20 protein-coding genes are annotated in these 23180 nt (G+C 33.4%); all 20 read left to right on the forward strand.

Going from position 1 to position 23180, the window contains the following annotated elements:
* Nucleotides 1-10: 10 nt before the first annotated feature.
* The gene (locus tag J4O15_RS06695; protein WP_208100146.1) at nucleotides 11-553 is read left to right on the forward strand and encodes a prolyl-tRNA synthetase associated domain-containing protein; all 543 of its coding nucleotides are present in this window, start codon (nucleotides 11-13) and stop codon (nucleotides 551-553) included.
* Nucleotide 554: 1 nt separating this feature from the next.
* A complete protein-coding gene (locus J4O15_RS06700) occupies nucleotides 555-2021 on the forward strand; it encodes a Y-family DNA polymerase (RefSeq protein WP_208100147.1) in 1467 nt (488 codons plus the stop codon).
* An 82-nt stretch (nucleotides 2022-2103) separates the two neighbouring features.
* A complete protein-coding gene (locus tag J4O15_RS06705) occupies nucleotides 2104-2634 on the forward strand; it encodes a hypothetical protein (RefSeq protein WP_208100148.1) in 531 nt (176 codons plus the stop codon).
* 98 nt (nucleotides 2635-2732) lie between these two features.
* Nucleotides 2733-3479 (forward strand): hypothetical protein, encoded by a 747-nt coding sequence (locus J4O15_RS06710; RefSeq protein WP_208100149.1) that lies wholly within the window; start codon nucleotides 2733-2735, stop codon nucleotides 3477-3479.
* Entirely contained in the window at nucleotides 3469-3924 is a 456-nt protein-coding gene (locus J4O15_RS06715; RefSeq protein WP_243761973.1) for a hypothetical protein, read from the forward strand. The genes J4O15_RS06710 and J4O15_RS06715 overlap by 11 nt, the downstream gene beginning before the upstream one ends.
* 222 nt (nucleotides 3925-4146) lie before the next feature.
* Nucleotides 4147-4437 (forward strand): WXG100 family type VII secretion target, encoded by a 291-nt coding sequence (locus J4O15_RS06720; RefSeq protein ID WP_007595772.1) that lies wholly within the window; start codon nucleotides 4147-4149, stop codon nucleotides 4435-4437.
* 101 nt (nucleotides 4438-4538) lie between these two features.
* A complete protein-coding gene (locus J4O15_RS06725; RefSeq protein ID WP_208100150.1) occupies nucleotides 4539-5288 on the forward strand; it encodes a hypothetical protein in 750 nt (249 codons plus the stop codon).
* A complete protein-coding gene (locus tag J4O15_RS06730) occupies nucleotides 5278-7056 on the forward strand; it encodes an Mbeg1-like protein (RefSeq protein WP_208100151.1) in 1779 nt (592 codons plus the stop codon). The genes J4O15_RS06725 and J4O15_RS06730 overlap by 11 nt, the downstream gene beginning before the upstream one ends.
* A 1-nt stretch (nucleotide 7057) precedes the next feature.
* A complete protein-coding gene (locus J4O15_RS06735; protein WP_243761974.1) occupies nucleotides 7058-7387 on the forward strand; it encodes a hypothetical protein in 330 nt (109 codons plus the stop codon).
* A gap of 11 nt (nucleotides 7388-7398) precedes the next feature.
* Nucleotides 7399-7701 carry a WXG100 family type VII secretion target gene (locus J4O15_RS06740; protein ID WP_208100153.1) on the forward strand — a complete coding sequence of 101 codons (303 nt, stop codon included), beginning with the start codon at nucleotides 7399-7401 and terminating at the stop codon, nucleotides 7699-7701.
* 2 nt (nucleotides 7702-7703) lie between these two features.
* The gene (locus J4O15_RS06745) at nucleotides 7704-8015 is read left to right on the forward strand and encodes a hypothetical protein (RefSeq protein WP_208100154.1); all 312 of its coding nucleotides are present in this window, start codon (nucleotides 7704-7706) and stop codon (nucleotides 8013-8015) included.
* A gap of 48 nt (nucleotides 8016-8063) precedes the next feature.
* Nucleotides 8064-10181, forward strand: a complete 2118-nt coding sequence (locus tag J4O15_RS06750; protein ID WP_208100155.1) for a hypothetical protein — start codon at nucleotides 8064-8066, stop codon at nucleotides 10179-10181.
* 171 nt (nucleotides 10182-10352) lie between these two features.
* Nucleotides 10353-10643, forward strand: a complete 291-nt coding sequence (locus tag J4O15_RS06755) for a WXG100 family type VII secretion target (RefSeq protein WP_007595772.1) — start codon at nucleotides 10353-10355, stop codon at nucleotides 10641-10643.
* A 251-nt stretch (nucleotides 10644-10894) separates the two neighbouring features.
* Complete coding sequence (locus J4O15_RS06760; protein ID WP_208100156.1) at nucleotides 10895-11284, forward strand: hypothetical protein; 390 nt, start codon at nucleotides 10895-10897, stop codon at nucleotides 11282-11284.
* Nucleotides 11274-11498: a hypothetical protein gene (locus tag J4O15_RS06765; protein WP_208100157.1), complete on the forward strand. Its 225-nt coding sequence runs from the start codon at nucleotides 11274-11276 to the stop codon at nucleotides 11496-11498. The genes J4O15_RS06760 and J4O15_RS06765 overlap by 11 nt, the downstream gene beginning before the upstream one ends.
* Nucleotide 11499: 1 nt before the next feature.
* Nucleotides 11500-12588, forward strand: a complete 1089-nt coding sequence (locus J4O15_RS06770) for a type VII secretion protein EssB/YukC (protein WP_208100158.1) — start codon at nucleotides 11500-11502, stop codon at nucleotides 12586-12588.
* Nucleotides 12585-16859: a type VII secretion protein EssC gene (essC, locus tag J4O15_RS06775; protein WP_208100159.1), complete on the forward strand. Its 4275-nt coding sequence runs from the start codon at nucleotides 12585-12587 to the stop codon at nucleotides 16857-16859. The genes J4O15_RS06770 and essC overlap by 4 nt, the downstream gene beginning before the upstream one ends.
* 24 nt (nucleotides 16860-16883) lie before the next feature.
* Nucleotides 16884-17207: a hypothetical protein gene (locus tag J4O15_RS06780; protein ID WP_208100160.1), complete on the forward strand. Its 324-nt coding sequence runs from the start codon at nucleotides 16884-16886 to the stop codon at nucleotides 17205-17207.
* A 9-nt stretch (nucleotides 17208-17216) separates the two neighbouring features.
* On the forward strand, nucleotides 17217-22604 hold the full coding sequence (locus J4O15_RS06785) for a DUF6531 domain-containing protein (RefSeq protein WP_208100161.1): 5388 nt from the start codon (nucleotides 17217-17219) through the stop codon (nucleotides 22602-22604).
* Complete coding sequence (locus J4O15_RS06790; RefSeq protein WP_208100162.1) at nucleotides 22604-23176, forward strand: DUF5104 domain-containing protein; 573 nt, start codon at nucleotides 22604-22606, stop codon at nucleotides 23174-23176. Before J4O15_RS06785 ends, J4O15_RS06790 begins: the two co-directional genes overlap by 1 nt.
* Nucleotides 23177-23180 lie beyond the last annotated feature (4 nt).

A 23180-nucleotide genomic window follows, 5' to 3' on the forward strand; every position in this document is an offset into this window, starting at 1 on the left:
GAAGGTTTTTATGTATATTTCAAAACCCTATAAGGGAAGACCTGTCGATATAGAAAAAAGGCAGGATAATGAAAAAAGATGCTATGATTTTTTGGACAGCATAGGAATAGAATATGAAGTGGTGGATCATGATGAAGCTTCGGATATGGATAAATGCAGGGAGATAGAAGGTGCACTGGGAGTAAAGATTTGTAAGAATATAGTTCTATGTAACAGGCAGGAAACCAGATTTTTCCTCTTTATGATGCCCGGAGATAAAAAATATGTGACAAGGGATATTTCAAAAAAGCTTGATATGTCGAGACTTTCCTTTGCAAAGGAAAATTATCTTAAGGAGTTTTTGGATGTGACACCGGGCTCTGTAAGTGTACTGGGGCTTTTAAATGATAAGGACAACAGAGTGGATCTCGTAATAGACAGTGATGTAATAAAGGCTGATTTTATCAGATGCCATCCATGTGAAAATACATCCACACTGAAAATAAGTACGAAGGACTTTTTAAATAAAATAATACCGGCTTTGGGGAAAGAAGCAAAAATAATAGATAATTAGAATGAAGAGTAAAAAAACATTTGTTGCGATTGACTTAAAATCCTTTTATGCATCCGTGGAATGCAGGGAAAGAAATCTGGATCCCATGGATGTAAACTTGGTGGTGGCGGATGAGAGCAGAACCTCAAAGACAATCTGTCTGGCAGTAAGTCCGGCATTAAAGACATTTGGAATACCGGGGAGAGTAAGGCTTTTTGAAGTAATAAAAAGACTTGACGAGGTCAATCTCAGGAGGCAAAAGCTTACCGGAAAATCTGAGGGGAAATCATATTTTCTTTCAGAACTTAAAAATAACGCAAGGCTTGAAATGGATGTACTTATAGCCACTCCGAGAATGAAAAAATATGTGGAGTACAGTGCAAAGATTCTTAGCGTATATATGAAATATGTTTCACCGGATGATATATATGTATATTCCGTGGATGAGGTATTTATAGATATCACAGGCTATATCGAGGACAATGCGGTAGAGTTTGTTGAAAAGATGGTAAAGGATGTTTTTGATACTACGGGAATAATAGCAAGTGCAGGTATAGGTGAAAATATGTACCTGTCAAAGATAGCCATGGACATTATGGCAAAGAAAGCAAAGCCGAATGAACATGGTGTCAGGATAGGAGAACTTTCTGTAAAATCATATAGAGAAAAGCTTTGGCCACATACACCGATTACGGATTTTTGGAGAATCGGAAGAGGGTATAGTAAGAGTCTTGCAAAATACGGTATATACACTATGGGGGATATTGCCCTGGAGAGCTTAAAAAAGAACAGAGTCAATGAGGGAATAGATCTTTTGTATAAGTTGTTTGGGAAAAATGCAAGCTTTTTGATAGAACATGCATGGGGAATAGACAGTACGGATATTAAGGATATAAAGTCCTATACACCTGAGAAAAAAAGTATAAGTGAAGGGCAGGTTTTATTAAGAGCTTATAATTATGATGAAGTCAGAACCATTGTTATAGAAATGGCTGAGAGACTTTCATTTTCACTACTTGAAAAAGAGACTGTTACAAGACAGGTTACTTTAAGCCTCGGATATGATGTGGATAGTCTCTTAGATCCCGAGGTGGCAAAAAAATATACCGGCAATATAAAGGTAGATTTTTATGGAAGAACCAAGCCTGAAAGTGTACATGGATCAATAAATCTCTCATCATATACAAGCTCAACTTCAGAAATCTGCAATAAGAGCGAGGAGCTTTTTGAAAGATTGGCAAATCCTATATTATTGTTTAGGAGGCTTGTAATAGTAGCAAGTGATATAAGCAGAAATGACAAGGTAAATTATACGGGAAATCTTTTGGAAAGCGAGTTAAAATCGGAAGACAAAGAAAATAAAAGAATGAAAGCCGTATTGAAGTTAAAAAGAAAGTTCGGAAAAAATGCAATATTTAAGGGGCTGAATCTTAAAAAAGAGGGCACTGCACTTGATAGAAACAGGCAGATAGGCGGACATAAAGAATAGACTTTAATAAATGCACAAAATAATATATAATACAAGTAAAAATTATCGTGTTATTTGAAAATTTTGTAAAAGGAGTGACTTTATGAAAAAATTAAAGATTGTTTTGACGATTGTTATATGTATGTTATTGTTCCTAAGCGGCTGTACAGGGGCAAAGGCTTCAAAAGAGGGCAATCAGGATAAAAAGCAGGAAAAGGATGCTTTGACGGGAACTGCATGGACTTCAGTTGATGACGATTCATATTGGATTTTTAATGAAGATCACAGTTTTTTCTGGTATCAGGACAGGGATGAAAAAGATGACAATTACTATGGCGGAGTATATAAATTATACAGAGGCGAAGCTGCTATGGATTTTATAGAAAAGGAACTCTCTTCGTATTATGTTACCAAAAGTGAATTGATGGAAGTTATAAACAGAAGCGATATATATACCGTGGAGGATTTTATATGTATCTATACCAAGAATACTACATTTATGCTTGAAGGTAAGGAGCAGGTATCAAAGCCTAATATTATACCCTATATGGGATTCATGTTGGAAGACGAAACAGTGCTAGATATTGCAAATATGAAAACCGCCTCTTACTACGGTTTTATTAAGGAAGAATAGGGAAAAGAACAGCCCATGTATTTATGTTATCGATAAGTTATTATTTAGTTTATTAAGATATATGAATGCATGGGTATTTTTAAATTTAAAGGTACAGAATGAAAAAAAGAAGACTAAGTCAGAATGAAGAAGCAATAAGAGGTATTCTTTTAATAGTAGTTTTTATAGTAGGTGTGATATTTCTTAGAGATATATTGGTAAAAAGAAGGGTGAATATTTTGATGCTAACAGAGTTAGATTATATAAATGCAGCGGAGTATTACATGCAAAAAAAGTATGGAGAGAAGTTTGAGGGTGAATATGTATATGAAGATAGTGTGTATATACATCCAAAGTCAAAACCTGAGTGGCATGTGGTAGTGGACTTCGAGAGTGAAGGTGTTATGACATATTTTCATGATAATTATGTGGGCTACCTAAAGAAGGAGGAACTTGAGAAGTATATATGTGAGCTTGTAAAGCCTATATATGGAGAGTGTAAAGTATACACTCAGCCATGGGGCTTTTCGCTTGATGATAGCTTTAACAAAGATACAGATATAATGACATATGTAAGTAATAGTGACTATACTATACGTATATTAACAGATAAAAAGTCTAAGAATATAGAAAAAGATTTTAGAAAGGTATGTGATACTTTTTTAGATAAGAATTTGCAAAGCAATAAATTATATGTTCTATATGTAACAAAAGAGGATCTTGATAAATTTGAAGAGTATAGAATGGATTACATATTTAATAAGTGCGATTATTACTATAGAATTTCCAGGTTATACGATAGAGTGGATAAAACATGGCTGGATGATATAGATATATTGGAAGGAGACAAGGATTATGGCAAGTGAAAGACCTACAGATAAAGACTTACAAGAAAAGGCATTGTACGATATTGTACAGTATTTACCATTGGACAAATTAGGTATAAAAGATAAATATAATATAATTGATATAGTTAATCAAACTGCAATGAAGGAAAAAGAATGGGACAAAATAAAAGATAGTCTAAAAAAAGAAGAAAAGGAAAAAATAGAATCTGCTCAAAAAGCTATAGTCGACAATCTCCCAGCAATAGAGGCAATCCTAAAAGACAGGCCTGAACTGGGTAAAGCGAGAATTTCAAATATGAGTTGGGAAGATACTGATGGTGATGGTAATCCGGAACATGATCCTGAAGGAATGCAAGCTTGTACATTTGAAAGAGATGATCAGGTATATATATCTTTTAGAGGAACGCCAAGAAAATCGTGGATTGATAATACAAAAGCGTTTGTTGAGGATTTAGATCCATAAGCAATTGCTGCTAACCTAGGTATAGCTTGGATAGAGATAAAAGCAGATACAGATATGGTAACAGAAGTAGAAAATAAAATATTAACATAGTATACAGTAATAATATATAAATATGGTTGTAAAAACTGTGAAAGAAAGCATGTAATAAATATTTTTATTGAAATAATTTCAAAACTATATTAAAATGAAACTGTTTAAAAAATAAACAAGGAGGACGCTTCTATGGCAGGACAGATTAGGATTACCCCGGAGCAAATGCATGCAAGAGCAGGCGAGTTTAGAAATGCGGAGTCAGAGTACTCAAGAGTAATAAGCACTATGAGAAATCTGATAAACACATTGCAGGGTGAGTGGGAAGGAGCAGCAAGTGAAAGCTTTGCGGCTCAGTTCGAATCATTACAGCCTTCATTCAATCAAATGGATCAGTTGATACTTGATATTGCAAAGCAATGTGATGACGTGGCTGATGCAACTCAGGCATTGGATGAGGAGATTGCAAGTAAGTTTAAGTAGAAGTTAGTTTTGTAGCCCATGTATTTATGTTATCGATAAGTTATCATTTAGTTTATTAAGATATATGAATACATGGGTATTTTTAAATTTAAGGGATTAGAATGAAAAAAAGAAAAATAAGCCAAAACGAAGAAGCAATAAGAGGTATTCTTTTAATAATAGTTTTTATAGTGGGACTTGTATTCCTTAGAGATATGCTGGTAAAAAGGGGGGTAAGAATTTTGATGCTGACAAGAGAAGATTACATGAATGCAGTAGAATATTACATGCAGCAAAAATATGGGGAGAAGTTTGAAGGGGAGTATATAGTTGAGGACAGCATATATGTTCATCCAAAGGCAAATCCTGAGTGGCACGCAGTAGTAGAAGTTTATAGTAAAAATGGGTTAACTTACTTTAGTGATAATTATGTAGGATACCTAAAGAAAGAAGAACTTGAGAAATATATATATGAGCTTGTAAAACCTATATATGGGGATTGTAAAGTGTATACTCATCCGTATGGTTTTTCACTGGATGATAGCTTTAATAAAGATACAGACTTGATGACATATGTAAGTAATAGCGACTATACTACATGTATATTCACAGATAAAAATGCTGACAATAGAGAAAAGGATCTTAAAGAGACATGTGATATATTTGTTGAAAAGGATTTGCAGACAAATAGATTATTAGTTACATATATTACAAAAGAAGACTTATATAATTTTGAAGAAGGCTTAAAAGATTATACATTTAATACACTAAAGTTTTATTATAGAATATCAAGCTTTTATGATAAGGCATATAAAACAGGTTTTGATGATGAGATAGATATATTGGAAGGAGACAAGGATTATGGCAAGTGAAAGACCTACAGATGAAGAATTACAGGAAAAAGCATTGTACGATATTATACAGTATTTACCATTGGATAGTCTAGATATATATAATAATGATAGCATAACTAATATAGTCAATAATACAGTAAAGAAAGAACAATACTGGGAAAAAATAAAAGATAGTCTAAAAAAGGAAGAAAAGGAAAAAATAGAAGCTGCTCAAAAAGCCATAGCTGAAAATCTCCCGGCAATAGAGGCAATCCTAAAAGACAGACCTGAACTGGGTGAAGCGAGAATTTCAAATATGAGTTGGAAGGATAATGATGGTGATAAGCAAAAAGATCATGATCCTGAGGGGATGCAAGCTTGTACATTTGAAAGAAATGATCAGGTATATATATCTTTTAGAGGAACGCCAAGAAAATCGTGGATTGATAATGCAAAAGCGTTTGTTGAGGATTTGTATACAGGGGTTTTTAATCTAGGTATAGCTCTAACAGAGATAAAAGCGGATACTGAGTTAAAAAAATATACATCACCAATGCAGGAAGAAGCATTGGATTATATGGAAACATTAAAAAAGAGTGGAGTTTTTGAAAGATATGACAATGTATATGTAACAGGGCACTCTAAAGGTGGTAATGAGGCTACACTTGTTACAATGGTATATTCGGATGTGATAGACAGATGTATAAGTGGAGACGGTCAAGGCTTTTCACCTGAGTTTGTAAGGTATATGAAAAAGACTCTTGGACAGGAGAAATTTGCTGAGATTCAAGATAAGATGTATGGATTTCATGCAAATAATGACTATGTAAATGGTTTAGGCGTATCTGTAATAAAGGAAGAGAATAAGATATATTTTATTCCTGAAATAAAACTTGAAACTATATTCGATTTATTATGGAATCATTTGCCTACAGCTATGATAGATGTAAAAACCGGAAAGATAGCGCAGGTATCTGAGCAGGGTGCATTCGGAAAGTTTATAGCAAAAGTAAGTGAAAAACTTATGAAGCTAAATCAAAAAGATAGGGAAGACGCGGCTATTACCGGTATGTGTCCTCTACAATATTTGTATGCAGGTGAAAGGGTTACCTCAGTGAATCCGAATGGTTGGATAAATTTTGGTGAAACAGCTATGGATATTGCGGATGTTATTGACAGCTTTGAAAACGGTATTACGATATTAGGTAATATAATCGGTGAGACGTTAACTGAAAAAGAGGGAGAAGATCTCGTAAGATATATAGTGGATGAATTTGGTGATAAAAATATATGGATAAAAGACTTAGAAAAGGCATATGACAGTCTTGACTATGGAGATAAAGCCCCTGAATTAATAGAAAAATTTATTTCGGACAGAGTAGATGATTTACGAGAGTGGATAAAAGACAATTTAAATAAATATTTGAAGGATTATGCTGAATATAGCAACATAGATATATATGGAAATGGTGAAATGGTAGGATATGAAAAATATGATGCATACGGCACCTCCGACCTTGGAACTGTAGCAATAAACTATGCCAAAACAAAAGAACTTGTGAATATACTTGATGAAATGAATGACTTGGTGGAGGGTAGGATACTGCCGGAAATGGAAGATATCGCAGACAGTTTAAGGAGATTGAGTTTTTGGAGAGTAAGTGTTAGAGAATGGACGGATATAAAGGACTCTATAGAAAAAAACAATAAAACAAGAAAAATATTCAAAGAAAGAGTCGTAAACTACTACAATTCGTGCGAGATTATGGAGGCTAAGTTTGTAGCCGGTATGTATGGAGGAAAGTGATATGGCGTGTAGATGTGATGATATAGCCGCTGCGGAGCATGATAGGGAAGTAATGCGTGATATGCTGGACAGAATATGTGATACTGAGAATCGTTACAATGAAATTAGAAACAGGTATGGGGATATAATAAATACCATGGGTATGGCAATTTTCTTATTAGAAGATGAGTATAACAGCGCTAAACAGAGAATTGAGAATACTGTTACTATGCAAGAGGATAATATCAGAAAATATAAGAGTCACATAAACAACAGTTTATCAAATCTTGAAAATAAGATATCGAGAATGGAAAGAGAAGATGAATGGTTTCATGCACATGATGATGACTAAGGAGGTTAAGTATGAAGAAATTACAAATAGTTTGGAGATATTCAAATATAGATCTCTTGCTCAATGCTATAGAGAATGCAAACTGTAGCATCGAAGATCTCATGTCAGAGATAAGGGAACAGAATAGAACTTTGTGTGAGAGTATGTCAGGAAGCAGTAAGGATGCTTTTGCACAGAATTATCTTATACTGCATAGTCACATGATAAAACTTAGAAAAGATTTAGAAGACTTGATAAAAAAAGGAAGAGAAGCTGCAAAAAAGACTAAGGATCATGATGATAAACTGGCTAATGTAATAAAAAGGAAGAGGTAGAAATGGATAATAAAGATACAGACCTTTATCTAAAAAATGAGTTGATGTACGAAACAGTAAAAAGATATGTGGAAAATTTGGAGAAGGTACAAAAAGAGGTAAAGTATATTGCTACAAAGATGAGGGCAACAAGTGAGACTGAATGGGGTGGTACAGGAAGAGAAGGTTTTGAGACTGCCCTTAATAAATGGTTGGAATCGGCATACACTGTGGAAAAAGAGATAGATGTTTATAAAAATATAATAGATGATTTGCTAAAAGATTCGGCTGATTTATTTAAGCAAGAAAAAAATATAACGGATGATATGGAATAGATAGCAAAATGTCTTTTTCAAGTCGGATATTATATTTGAGGAGGATATATGAAAAACATACTAAAGTCAACGAAATTGATAATAGCTGTTATGTGTATATTTATGTTATGTACAGGTGTAGTTTTGGGTTCATTTATGGATATAAAAACACAGGTAAACAGCAATACAGGAAGCTATTATCAGATTAATGAGAAACAAAACTCGTACAAAGTAGTATCGACAACTGATATAGCAGTTGTAAACCTGGATGAGGGAGTAAACTTAAGAGAGAAGAAAGCATATTATGCAGGTAAGATTATAACTTTACCAAATGAACATTTTCATATGACGAGTTTGGATGATGCAAGAAATGGACTTAAGTCAGGTGAATACGGTGCGTATATAGTAATCCCTGCTACATTTTCAAAGGCGGTGGAAAGTATAAATAACGAGCCGGAGAAAGCAACAATAAAATACACCGTGAATGCAGATAATAATGATTCATCATTAGCCAGTATTGTAAATGATATAAATTCATTTGCATCAGTTGTAAGTGAGAATATTACATTTATTTATGTAAGTGCAATATTGGAAGAGTATCACAGAGCACAGGACAATACTAAAATAATATTAAAAAATGACAGTATAGACTTGGATAATATCAATAATATATCACCGGAGAGTTTGCTTGGGAGATATGAAAATGTCAAAGAAAATAATATAGATTATAAGCCTTTAAAAATAGATATAAGCAAATATGAAGTGGAAAATGAAAATATAGTTGATTTATTTTCAAGAGAGTTGAAAGAAGCTAAGAATGAAAATGAAAGAGACTTTGATAATATAAAAAAAGAGAGTGAAGAGGCAAAAAAAGGAACAATCAAATTTCAAAAGTTTTTTGAGGAAATGACACCATTAAAGGATATTTCCGGGAAAAGCATATATTCAAATGGTCTGAACGATATCGAAAAATCAATTACAGAACACAATGAGAGATTAAATTCATCATTTATTATGTTTGATGAAATATTTAAAAGACAAAATGAACAGACAAAAAATATTATACAGCAGGAAGCAAATATACATTTGGCATCAGAATCAAATGCAATTAGAAACCGTTTGATTCTGGAGATAAACCATACATTGGCAAACAGCTATAGAAGAGCATTTGAGGAAGAGTATCAAAATATCCAAAGAAGTGGAATGGAGAGAATGAGGCATTATATAGAAGATGTGATAGTACATGAGCTTGTGATGGAGAATGAAGAAAGAGACCATTTGCTTTCAAAGTTGGCTACAGCATCGGATGCTATATTGAGTAGTGATATCAATACAGCAACAATGTCCAATGCAATTAATACAATGATGCCAAATACTTTTTTAAGTTTTGAAGTATCGATGAATCCGTTTATAGGCTCGGAATCATATCTAAGCAGTTTAAATACATCTGCAAATAATGACTTTAATACTATAAAAACAGGACTAAATTTTCCAATAGAGCAGCTTAAGGATATTTTCAGAAATGAGATAGAGGATGTAATAGAAAATGCCGTATCGGATTTAGCGATGGAAATAAATGAAAAAACATCAAATCTCAATGAGGAGCAATCAAGATATTTGGGATTACTGGAGGATTATAATCCTTATGAGCATCTAAATGACAGCTATATTCAAAGGGCTACAAATGATATGGAAAGAAGTACGGGACTTGCACTGTCAGAGTTTGAAAAGAAGCAAATGGATGATGAAAAGCAGGTATATGATATTCTAAGAATAACTGATGAGAATATGAGACTGTATGATGAAAGTATATACAATGCTAATGAAGCTACTATGAAGAATGTTATAGATGTAGTTAATGAGCTAAGAAGCAAAAAAGAAAGCACAAAGAGTGAAAATACAGGGTTAATGAAAGACTTTTCGGATAAGTTATCATATACAAGGATTGGAAGTATAGGAAATAAAGAAGCCTATAATTTTATATCAAGTCCTATAGAGATATCACCGAATGAGGATAGTAATATAGAAGTAAAAAGTGACTATATGTATAATCCGAGAACAAAAAAGACGAATATTATGGATAAAAGGTATCTAAAAGGAGCAATATCCATTGGAGGAATCAGCTTCATTTTACTGGTTGCAATGGCGTTAAATACTTTATTTAATAAGGCTGAAAAGGAGGATTAGATTTATGTATAATAGGTAAATAGACACAAAGTAGTATGTATAAAATGATGTTATATTATATAATAAATTATTAATATAGTACATAAAAAATATTAATTTAAATATTTTTATTGAAAAATATTTAAAAATGTGCTAAAATAGTTTCAACAAAATCAAATATAGGAGGTCATTATGGCAGGACAGATTAGGATTACCCCGGAGCAGATGCATGCAAGAGCAGGCGAGTTTAGAAATGCGGAGTCAGAATACTCAAGAGTAATAAGTACCATGAGAAATCTGATAAACACATTGCAGGGTGAGTGGGAAGGAGCAGCAAGTGAAAGCTTTGCAGCTCAGTTCGAATCATTACAACCGTCATTCAATCAAATGGATCAGTTGATACTTGATATTGCAAAGCAATGTGATGATGTAGCAGATGCAACTCAGGCACTGGATGAGGAGATTGCGAGTAAGTTTAAGTAAGTAGTAGTTCTATAGCCCATGCATTTATGTTATTGATAAGTTAAATTATTTTAGTTTATTAAGATATAAATGCATGGGCTTTTTGCATATTTAAAAATAATGGGTTTTTATGTGTCGGTATAGCCGGGGAATAAAGGAGAGATATGAAAAAAATGATAGTGTAAGGCAATAGATGAAGAACTTATATATTGTCGGAGCTTTTTAATAAAAGCAACGGATGATAAAATAATTGATATAGGAGGAGAAAATTTATGCAACTGGACTTAGATACAGATGTTTTAAAGGTAAGAGATCAAAGTAGCGGAGTAGCTTTGACTGATCAATATCCAGGTATTGATATTTTGACAAAGGAGAGCAGACTGAAATTTGAATTTAGAGAGAATGAGAAGAATAGGAAGTATAGTGAGATTATAGATAATTTGACATTTACTGTAAGTGATGAAAAGTCGCCTGATGAGCTTGTAAGATTAAAGATGAGTGAACTGAATATTTTTACTTCAAAAACAAAATATTATAATTTGACATATACTGATGAAAAAAAATTAAGCCCTGTAGCCGCTGTATTGTTCCTGGTATTTATGGGGATTTTGGGGCTGCTTTTTGCATTAAAGACCGGAAAGAGGAAAAAATATGCACATTGATTTTACACTACAGATAGATGAAACTAAAGTGGATTTGAGTATGAACTGCAAGCAATGTATAAATGATATTATAGAAAATATTTTTACGACAGAAAAAGAGTTTTTACCGGACTATTATCTTTCATGTATGCAAGAAAGAATGGTGAGTGCATATAAAACATTGGAAGAAGAGAAAATAAAAAATGGAGACAGACTGGTAGCAGTGAGGAGATGATATGGCAGAGGATAGAGATATAGAAATCAGAGTAAAAAATATAGATTTGAATATTGAAAAAGAGATAAGATTTCTTTTAGCAAATAAGAATAAGCATTTACTGGATTGTGAAATAGAAGAAACAGATGATGAATGTATTTTTAGATTTTGTAGTGATGGAATATACAGTTTTGATTCTTTAAATAATCTTAGCAAGGAAGATAAATACAGACTTTTAGTGAATATAGCTGATATGGAAGAGTTGACAGAGGAATATACCTTCAGTATTGCACCCTCAAATCTTGTATTTGATATAAATCTTGTGCCCAAAGTACTTGTAAGAGATAAGAAAAGTGAGTTTGGGAATTCTGACTTTTATGCATCATATAAAGCATTGACAGCATATATTCTCTATAAAAAGTATACATTTGAACAATATATCGCGGGAAGTGTAAAGTTGCCGGAAAAGAGCTTTTTGAAAAAAACAGAAGATGTGAAAAGTTTGAAGGATGAATTGCTTGAAAGGTATTTGAAAGAGAAAAAGGTAAATACTGAAACAAAGATTCTTGTAAAAAAATCCGAATATAAAAAAATGAAGTACTTGATACCGATTACTATGATTATTGGAGCGGCTATACTCGTATATGGTATTTTTTTACAATATGTAAGATTGCCATATAGGGATAAGATAATAAGTGCGTATGGAAGTTATATAAGTTCTGACTACATAAAAGTTGAAGATACCTTACAGGATATAAAGATAGAAAAGCTTTCTAAGGACGTAAAGTATATATTGGCAAGATCTTATATATTTACGGAAGGTTTGACAACTGAGCAAAGAGACAATTTGCTTGAGTATACGGATATAAATATCGATATAAATATACTTGATTTTTGGATAGCACTGGGAAGATGTGATTTTGCAGTTGCGGAGGATATAGCAAAGAAAATCGGTAACAATGAATTTTTACTTTTCACTTATATTAAGCATAGTGCTTATTTAAAATCAGATGTTACTATAACAGGAGAAGAAAAAGTAGATGCTATAAATGATCTTGATAAAAAAATAAAAGAATTGAGCGAATCAATGGAGGAACCTAAACAAGAATGAATACCCTGATTCTTTATAATGATAAAAAATGTATTGAGATTTCATATCATAAAGATGATATTACAGAAAACGGTGCGAATGAGCTTGCAATTAACTATGGTCTTAATAAAGGTTACAAGAATATCGGATTTACTTTACTGGATTCAGAAAAAACAACAGATTATAAATACAGTCAAAAGATGTTAAAGATCGGTACGGACAGCTTTTGTGATATTGTTTTGGAGGATAGAGAAAAGATTCTGATTGTTATTGAAGAAGGTATTTTAAGAACGATATATGGGAAAGCGTATGTAAATGGAGCATTATGTATTTTTGAAAAAAATACTATTCATGATGGTGACATTATATTTATTTCGGGAATAAAAATTGATTATTACAGTGACCATATATCTATAACGGGGAATATATTAGAAACAAAGTTAATACAGTCTTTGAATATAAATCCATATAGAAAGTTGGGGATGGAATATAGAAGGTCGCCGAGAATATATATGGAAATACCAACTGAATCTGTAGAAGTAAAGAAACCACCGAGTAAGCCTGCCAAAGACAGAAACGCTATATTTAAAAGAATTGCAGCACCGTTTCTGACATTAGCTATTACGGTTGGAGTGGGTATACTTTTAAAAAGAGGTATATTTATATTAATGTCTGCCGGAATGATGGTTGCTACAATTATAGTATCTATAGTTACAGGAATACAAAGTGCTAAGGATAGGAAAGAACAGGAAGAAGAAAGGGTAAATAATTATAATAAATACTTACTGAATAGAAGAGGAATCTTATCAGGATTAAGAAAAAAACAAATAGAATCTCTAATGTTCAACTATCCTGATATAAAATGTATAGAATCACTATGTGATAAATATTCAAACAGGATTTATGAAAGAGACAGCAATGATGCGGATTTTTTGAATATTTCAGTAGGAACTTCAGATATGAGCCCATCTTTTAAGATAAAGTATGAAGAAAGTATGGATAATGCAGGTGAGACTTTGTATGAGGAAATGCAAGAGTTAGGTAAAGCTTTTTCCACAATAGAAAATCTTCCATATATTATAGATCTTAAAAAGACACATTTGGGTTTGATAGGTGATAGAAAATATATCTATGAAATACAAAAGGCAATAGTAAGTGAATTGTGCTTCTTTCACAGTTATCATGATATGGAGATTATCCTCATAACAAATGATGATGGAATGAAACAGTTTTCAGATCTGTTCTGGTATCCACATTTTAGGCTACATGGTGTGAATGTAAGTACATTGATCTCCACAGGAAATCATGCAGAGCTGATTTTGGCATCACTGACAACTATTTTAAAAGAAAGAAAGATGAAAACAGAGGAGGAAAGAAAGGAAACTAGATTCTTACCGCATTTTGTACTTATACTGGATGAACCGTCATTTGTTGTCAATCACAGTGTAATGGAGTATTTGCAGATGAATGGAGAAAAGCTTGGATTTTCTCTTATATACAGTGCAAGGAAGCAGGAAAGTTTGCCTGATTATATCAAAACTGTTATTAAGGTAGATGGAAATGAGTATGCAAAGATCGTTTTAAACCAAAATTTCCTTATGGATAAGGATATAAAGCTATATGATATGAAAAATATCGATATGGAAAAGCAGGCAAGGAGACTTGCAGCACTTAAGCATGTCAAAGGAGTGTTTAGCCAAATACCGGAAAGTATAAGCTTCTTTGAGATGTTTAATATCAATATATTGGATGATCTGAATATAAAAGAAAGATGGAAAAGTGCCGCTGTTTATAAGTCTATGGCAACACCTATAGGTGTTAGGGCAAAGGATGATATAGTGTTTTTAAATTTGCATGAAAAGGCGCATGGACCACATGGACTTGTAGCAGGTACTACAGGATCAGGAAAATCTGAAATATTACAGACTTTGATTTTATCTTTGTCAGTAAACTTTTCACCGGAAGATATAGGATTTTTGCTTATAGACTATAAGGGTGGAGGAATGGCAAATCTGTTTAAGGACTTACCGCATTTACTTGGTACTATTACAAACTTGGACGGCAGTGAAAGTATGCGTGCATTGGTTTCGATAAAAAGTGAATTGGGAAGAAGACAAAGAGTATTTAATGAGGCGGGAGTAAATAATATAAATGAATATACAAAGCTGTATAAAGCAGGGAAAGTAATCATTCCATTGCCACATCTTTTGCTTATTTCAGATGAGTTTGCTGAATTGAAGCATGAACAGCCTGAGTTTATGGCAGAGCTTGTATCGGCATCCAGAATAGGTAGAAGTTTGGGGGTTCATCTTATATTGGCAACTCAAAAACCGTCGGGTATTGTGGATGATCAGATTTGGAGTAACTCAAAGTTTAAGCTGGCATTGAAAGTCCAAGACGCTGCGGACAGTAAAGAAGTAATAAAAACTCCGGATGCCGCACAGATAACCAATCCCGGACGGGCTTATCTTCAAGTAGGAAATAATGAGGTTTATGAGCTGTTTCAGTCGGCATTCAGCGGTGCATATTTTGATGAAGAAACAGAGGGTGAAGGGTTTGATAAGAGAATTTATATAATAAATGAATTAGGTCAAAAAGAGCTTATAAGTGATGATAGAAATATTGTGGAAAATAAAGCCACAACAACACAGCTTGCGGCAGTGGTTGATTATATTAAAAGCATCTATCAAGAGGAAGAGCATGTGTTTATTGACAGAACATGGTTACCGCCATTGCCTGAAGTAATGATAAATCCGCATATAAACATTGATATGATAAAAAATCAGGTTGTATATTCGGATATGAGTGCGGATATAGGTGTAGTAGATATGCCTGAAAATCAAAGTCAAACGGAGTTTTCTCATAACTTTTTAGTAGACGGAAATATTGTGATATTCGGTTCACAAGGCGTCGGCAAGTCTGTCTTCTTAACAAATATTGCTATGTCATTGGCATTAAAAAACAGAACAGAAAATTTGCACTACTATATTTTAGATTTTGGAAATTCAAGTCTTATTCAGTTGAAAGCTCTGCCACAGACAGCGGATTATATAAGCTTTGAAGATGAAGAGAAGCTGGCTAAACTTGTTAAACTGTTGGAAGATGAGATAAAGCTTAGAAAAAGACTCTTTGCAAAAAGGAATGCTATAAGTTTTTCCAATTATAATGAGAAATCTACGGAAAAGCTGCCTGCAATAATTATATTTATTGATAATTATGATGTAGTGAAAGAACTAAGTATAGATTTGGAAGGATTTATAAATAAGCTCAGCAGGGACGGTGCAGGAATTGGAATATATATGGCTGTGTCCGCAACAAGACAGGGTGCAATAAGGTATTCTATTTTGAACAATTTCAAGAATAAAATAGCAGGCTATCTATTTGATAAAACCGATGTTCTTGGGATAGTGGGAAGGAGTAAGTATCAATTGCCTGAAATAAAGGGAAGGGCACTTATAAAGCTTGATGAGGTAAATATAATGCAATGCTACACTCCGGTAGAACTTGAAAATTACACAGAGAATATAGATGCAATTATAGAAGAGTTGAGCTTGGCAAATCTTGGCAATAAGCCGGAAGGAATAAAGGTGATGCCGGAGACTGTAACTGCTGATATGGTATGGTCTGATAGTATAGACAAACCGGGCATAGGCTTGGACACAGATGAGATAGAAACGCAATGCTTGGAATTATCCGGAAATATTCACATGATAGTAGGTAAGGAGGGTACAGGAAAGACTAATGTACTTAAACTTATCTTGGAACAGTTGAAAGAAGCTGAGGTATATATTTGTGATAGTGTTGGAAGTGAACTTGGTAGAGAGTATAAGGATATGGCTAAATTTTACTTCAATAATGAAGCTGATGCAGGTATATTTTATAAGCTACTTGAGGATGAGGTAAACCTAAGAGTAAATGAGTATGAAAGAGTGAAGCATGATAAGAGTTTAAGAGAGTTTTGTATGGAACTTACACAGGTAGTGATAGTGATAGACGATATAGAAAGATTTATCAACCTGTGTAAAGACATAAGGTCCGACTTGGAAAAACTTATTCCGAAGTTACTGGACTATGGTATTTCCATAGTTGAAGCTGTGACTCCAAATGAACTTCGTGGGTTTGATGATTTGACAAAGAAATTGAAGGATATAAATTCCGGTGTGGTACTTGGAATACCTGATGAGCAGTCGTTTATTCGTATGCCTGTAATCAGAAATTACAAGTTTGTTATAGGAACCGGTTTTGTATTCAAAGGTGGAGATATTAAAAAGGTAAGAATACCTTTAATTTAAAATTATTGTGGTGAAGGGAGAAATATGGACTGTAGATGTGGAGACATTAGAAGATGTAGAACGGATATTAGAAGGATTAGAGGTGCAATTATAAAAATGGAGGGTTTGAGGGGAATAGACTCGACTATAAAAAGTGACCTCTTAGGTGTAGCAAAAGACAATTTTATGTATATGACACCTTATAATATTGGCAGTATTACAGAAACTGAAATTCAGATGCATAAAGAGATAGAGATGCATACATCAAATATTATTGATCGGCTAAGAGATGAAGAAGAATATTTGAATGATGAATTGGAAGATATGATAGATGAGGACTATGATTATCATCATAGAGATGAGGATTAGGAGGGATATATGGAAAATTTTGAAATAAAGAGGGCTAAGCTACAGGAAGTCCTAAATAAGTTAAAGAAAATAAGTGAAGATTTGGGAATACTTGGTAATGATGTAAAATCTGAGTATACAGAATTGCTGGGAAATTACTGGACCGGAGAGGGAGCTAATCAATTTAGGGCAAATTCAGATGCATGGAGCAATAACTTGAATTGCTATAATGAAAGTATGAAAGAATTGATAAATATTATCGAGTCTCAGGCAATGCCGGGTGCCGGTGATATAGATAATAGGGCTATAAGACTTGAAGGAGTACTTGGCGGATTGTCTTCATTTGGGATAAGCGATAATGTGGTACGCAGAAATAATTGTATAGAATCACTGAAAACACAAATAAAACATGCGATAGGAGAGTACTATTCATATAAGAATACACTTGAAGCTGTGGATGAAAAACTGGCAATACTTGATTTTAGTAATTTAGATGTATGTGGTGATATCAGCAGTGTAAAAGCTGATATTGATGACAGAGTGGACAAGTTAAACGGACTTATATCGGCTTTGGAAGATTATGAGTCTTATGTGGACTGTTTTGAAGAAAGCATCTCAGCTTCTATCAGTAAAATAAAAGGCCCTGCACCTTGGGAGAACTTAAAGGCGGATAATCTTTTACAAATAGTATCACTGCTCGGTGCAAAAGGGCTTAAAGACTATGAATATGAAAAGAAGGCCGGTAATCTTATTCTTACTGTAAATGGTGAAAAGATTACATTATGTGCATATGGTGGAGATCCCATCAATATGTCTACAGGTAACTATGTATATTCAGGAGAATTTTTATCTCAAAAAGGTTTATCCCCTATTGCATTTAATATTACATATAATTCGATAGATAGAAATAATGCAAGTCTTGGAGTAGGCTTTTATTCTGATGTTGACATGAGGATGGATATAACTGAATCAAAAGCCAAAATAACATATTCTGACGGAAGAAGAGAAGTATTCATAAAGGATAAAACCGGAAGCTATATTAATATCAATGAAAATAGAGATACACTCAGAAAACTTGGAAACAGGTATGAACTTAAAATCTTTGAAGGAGATAAGCATATCTTTGATATAGAAGGCAAGCTGGTAGAAACAGATGATGGAAAAGGAAACACTGTTACCTATGCTTATGATGGAGAAAGGCTTATCAGTAAAAGAAGTAATTCAAATGAGTATATTGAATATCTGTATGATGATAATAAAGTAGTCAGAGTTTGCGACGGCAATGGAAGAAGCGTAAATTTATTATACAAGGATGACAATTTATCCTGTATAAAGAATGAATTGGGTAGGAGTATTTTATTTGAGTATGAAAACGGATTTATAACTAAGCTTACTGATTATGAGGGTAAGGTAACTCTGGAAAACAAATATGATAAAGCAGGAAGGATAACTTCACAGCGATTTGCTGACGGAGTGGAACTTGCATTTAAATATGATAAAAACAGCGTAACATTTAACAATGGAGAGTCGGAAATTGTTTATTACCATGATGAGGGATATCGTACCGTAAAAATAACAGAAAATGGAGTCAGCAGTCTCCGTGAGTTTGATAAAGACGGACTATGTATATTTGACATAGATCGAAAAGGAAATAAAACAATATATGAATATAATTCAGATAAAAAGCTTATAAAAGTAGAATTGCCGGAGAATATAATAGTGGATTTATCCTATGACGGTGTAGGGCATTTAAACGGTATAAAAGTAAACGGTGAAGAAAGGCTAAAGCAATTCAATGATGTAAAGGGAAATCCTGTAGAGATATTTAGTGCATCGAATGAGAGATTTGAGATCGTCTACAATGAGAACTCAAGACCTTTAAAGATAACAGCTCCGGATAAAAGTGTTATGAATATAAGCTATGATACTAGTGGAAATGTAACAGAGATTGCAAATGATACAGTTAAAATGGTTGGATATAAATATGATGAGTTGAATCGAGTTGTAAGCATTGAAAGTAGTAATGGAGAAAAGAGATTCTATAAGTATAACGAGCTTGGAGATATCACAGAGGTAACCAATTCTTTTGGAGAGAAGAGAACCTATAAGTATACAGCCAACAGGCAGGTGTCGGAATTAAAGGATTTTGACGGGAAAACCTATGAAGTAGAGTACAATAATATAAATTTACCGGTAAGGTTAAAAGATAAAAACAGAAATACCACAGAGTACGTATATGATAATATTAGAAGAATATCTCAGATAAATAGAGCCGACGGAGTGGGAAAATTTGAATATGACAAAAGGGGCAATATAACAAAAATAACAGCTCCGGATGGAAGTATGAAGAGCTTTTCCTATGATGAAAATAGAAATATTGTCAGTGTTACTTATCCAACCGGTCTAAGTGAAAGTTATAAATATGATAAGCTAAATAGATGTATAAGCAAGGAATTTTCTGACGGAGTGAAGTCTGATTTTGTTTATGAGGGAGACAGACTGATTGAGATAGTACTGCCAAGCGGAAGTATCAGATATGAATATGATGAATATGGAAGGGTTTCAAAGCAAATTTTAGATGAGACTGTAAGTGAGAGCTTTGTATATGATTCGATGAACAGGGTATCGGAGTATACTGATATATATGGTAATGTATTAGGCTATGAATATAATCAGAACGGCAGATTAAAGGCTGTTATTTTAGGTGATGATGTAAAATACATATATACTTATGATAAGCTTGGAAGACCTACAGAAGAAAGTCGACTGTTGGGCAATACGGAAAATAAGATCTATTATGACTATGATGAATTAGGAAGAGTATCCGGAATAAGGACTGATACCGGTAGAGAAAATACCTATAGCTATGATAGTGAAGGAAATATAACCTCGATTAAAGACAGTATCGGAAATACAAACTATTTTAAATATGGTGTAGGAAATATTCTTGAAAAAGTGGTCGACGGTGACGGGCTGGTAAGTGAGTACAGTTATGACAAAATGTACAATCTCGTAGGAATAAGACAGTACAAAAAAGATAATGAAAAAGACTGCCTGACAAGAAGCTATCATAGAAACAATATGGGTAGAATATTTAAAATAGAAAATGCCGACAGCACTTATAAAACTATGGATTACAACAGTCTTGGACAAGTGGTGAAAAATATTGATGAAGACGGTTTTAAAACAGAGCTAAAGTACAATGAAGCCGGACTTTTAACTTCGATGAAATGTTCTGACGGAAATTATATAGACTATGAGTACGATAGCAATAGATTTTTGAAAGCTGTATCAGGAAGCTTTGGAACTATGAGCTTTGAAAGAGATAATAAAGGCTTGGTGAAAAAGGCTTTAACTACAAGGGGACATAGTATTACTTATGAATATGATAAGTTTGGAAGAACTGTGGCTATAGTATATCCTGACGGTAAAAAGGTTAGCTATAACTATGATAACAGAGGTAGACTTATAGAAACCGTTTCAGGCAATGAACATATCAAGTTGACTTATAACAGTTTGGGCAGACTTGCATCAAGAGAGTATAGAGACGGAAGCAAAACATGCTATGAGTACAATGATATTGGAAGTCCGACAAAAATAACATATAGCAGTGATAAAAATGTTAATATAGAATATACCTATACTTATGACTTGGTTGGAAATAAGACAGGTATAAGTATCAATAAGAATGGCAGAGTAAAGGTTTACAATTATTCTTATGATGAGGTTGGAAGAATCACAAAAGTTGAATTGAACGGTAAAATGCTAAGAGAATACAGCTATGATATCTTTGGAAACAGAACTGCTAAAGTAGATTATACTGAAGAAAAAGTGGTCACTACAAACTACATCTATAAGGGTGGAAAACTTGTAGAAGAGCTTATATCTAAGAATAACAGTTTGATTCAAAAAAGGTATGAGTATGACAAGAGAGGAAATCTTATCAAGAAGTTTGCGGGTGATAAGCTTGAAGCAGAGTACAAGTACAACGGATTGGGACAACTTATCAGTGTCATATCCGGCAAAAACATTGTTACATATGAATATGATGGACTTGGTCACAGAATCGGTAAGACAGAGACTGATGGAAATGAGTCGCATACTACAAGCTATGTAATTGATATCAGAAAAAAGACTGATAATATACTATGGCAAAATACTGATGGAAATGAGAGAAGTTTTGTATGGGATATTCAACTGATATCAGAGGTGGAGGATGATAATAGCACCAATATCATATGTGATGAGCTTGGAAGTGTAATACTTGACGGGGATGAGCTTTTTGAGTACTCAGAGTTTGGAGAAGTGCTTGGAAGTAAACCAAAGAACTTCGGATTTGCCGGTCTCATGGTAGATGATATAAGCGGAAACTATCTTTCAGCTACAAGAATGTACGATGAAAACCTTGGAAGATTTCTTGGAAAGGATAAAATCAAGGGAGATATAAGATATGGATTTACCCAAAACGAGTATACTTACTGCTATAACTCACCACTGATATTTGTGGACAGTACAGGAGAATCACCGGCTGCAAATGCACTTTATTTAGCTTTAGATACTGCAGGAGATATTGTAAAGCGTCTTTTATTTTACAACCTATGTACAGCACATTTTGGACATATATTGGAAGCTATGTTGATTGTTAATCTGATGCCGGAGCCTGTGGTAGATGTGGTTGCAAATATTGGTAATATACTTTGGAATAATGTAGTGCCAAATGTTATTAAAGAAGGTATATCATCAGCAGCTCATGGTGTAGTTAATGGGCTAAGAAATATTAGTGAAGTCACAGGAGTAAGTGATTTTATGAATGAAATAACGGCAGATGGTGGAATTGATATTTTACTTAATTGCTTTGATTTTTATAGAGATGATAAAGGGCTGATTCATACAATAAGTAATTGCTGGCAAAGACTGTGGGGATATAACGATTTGTATGATTTTGCATTTGATTCTTTTACATCTATGAATAGGGGTAAATTTAAGTTTGGAAGTGGAGATGATACATTTACACTTTGGATGTGGAAGGGAGACTATTTCAATTTTGGTGCCGGTAGTGAAATAGGTATATATAAAGGAAATAACTGGCATGTAAATTGTTATACAAAAAGTCATTTGAAGATGTACATGAACCTGACTCAGAAAGACGGAACATTAGTATCGGATTGGGATGCATATGATCAGTACCAGTGGTGGATTACAAGCTTTAATCCTGCAAAGGAATTTCAAGATATTATTGCTGAAGATCTTATAATGGTAGGTATGGTTGACTTTGATGAGGAAAGGATTATGTGGAAACAGTTTGTACATACAGCAGAATTTGATGATCCTAATGTAGATAAGATAAATGATAACTGGTGCCTTGATTTTGTACATCGTAATGCTGTAATTAAGTGGGAAGGAGGAAACAAAAATTAATGAAAATTAAAATATTGATAAGCATTTTAATATTAAGTTTGCTTACGGGATGTACCTCGGTAGTTAAGACTGCAAGATATATATATGACTTTGATAAAATAGATAATTATATATACGGTGATGCAAAAGTGGCAAATGAATATATAGAAAAGATAGTAAAGGCTTTAAATACTAATGATAGGGAACTTTTAGCAAGCTTATTTCCGGAGCACGCAAGGAGTAAGATTGATCGTTTTGATGAAAAGATAGACTATATTATTAGAGAGAATGAAATGTGGCCTGGTTCTATAATAAGATATAAGCTTAATGAAGATAACAATTATCAATCAAGTTCTGACAGAGGAAAGAGGCAAAGAGTTATATATGCTAATACTACCATAGAATTTGCAAATCCAAAAGAGAATGAATATAAAAAATCTAATTTATACATTGGAATGGAAATTGTTACTGTAGATGATTTCAATGAAAATAATGTGGGAATATCCATATTTGCAATTGAAGAGGGAGAGTTTAATAAAGATGATGTAGATAAGGAAAAAGATGGATATGATATATATGCATTTGGACACTAATGAT

This window comes from Lachnoanaerobaculum sp. Marseille-Q4761, assembly GCF_017565785.1.
Taxonomy (GTDB): Bacteria; Bacillota; Clostridia; order Lachnospirales; family Lachnospiraceae; genus Lachnoanaerobaculum.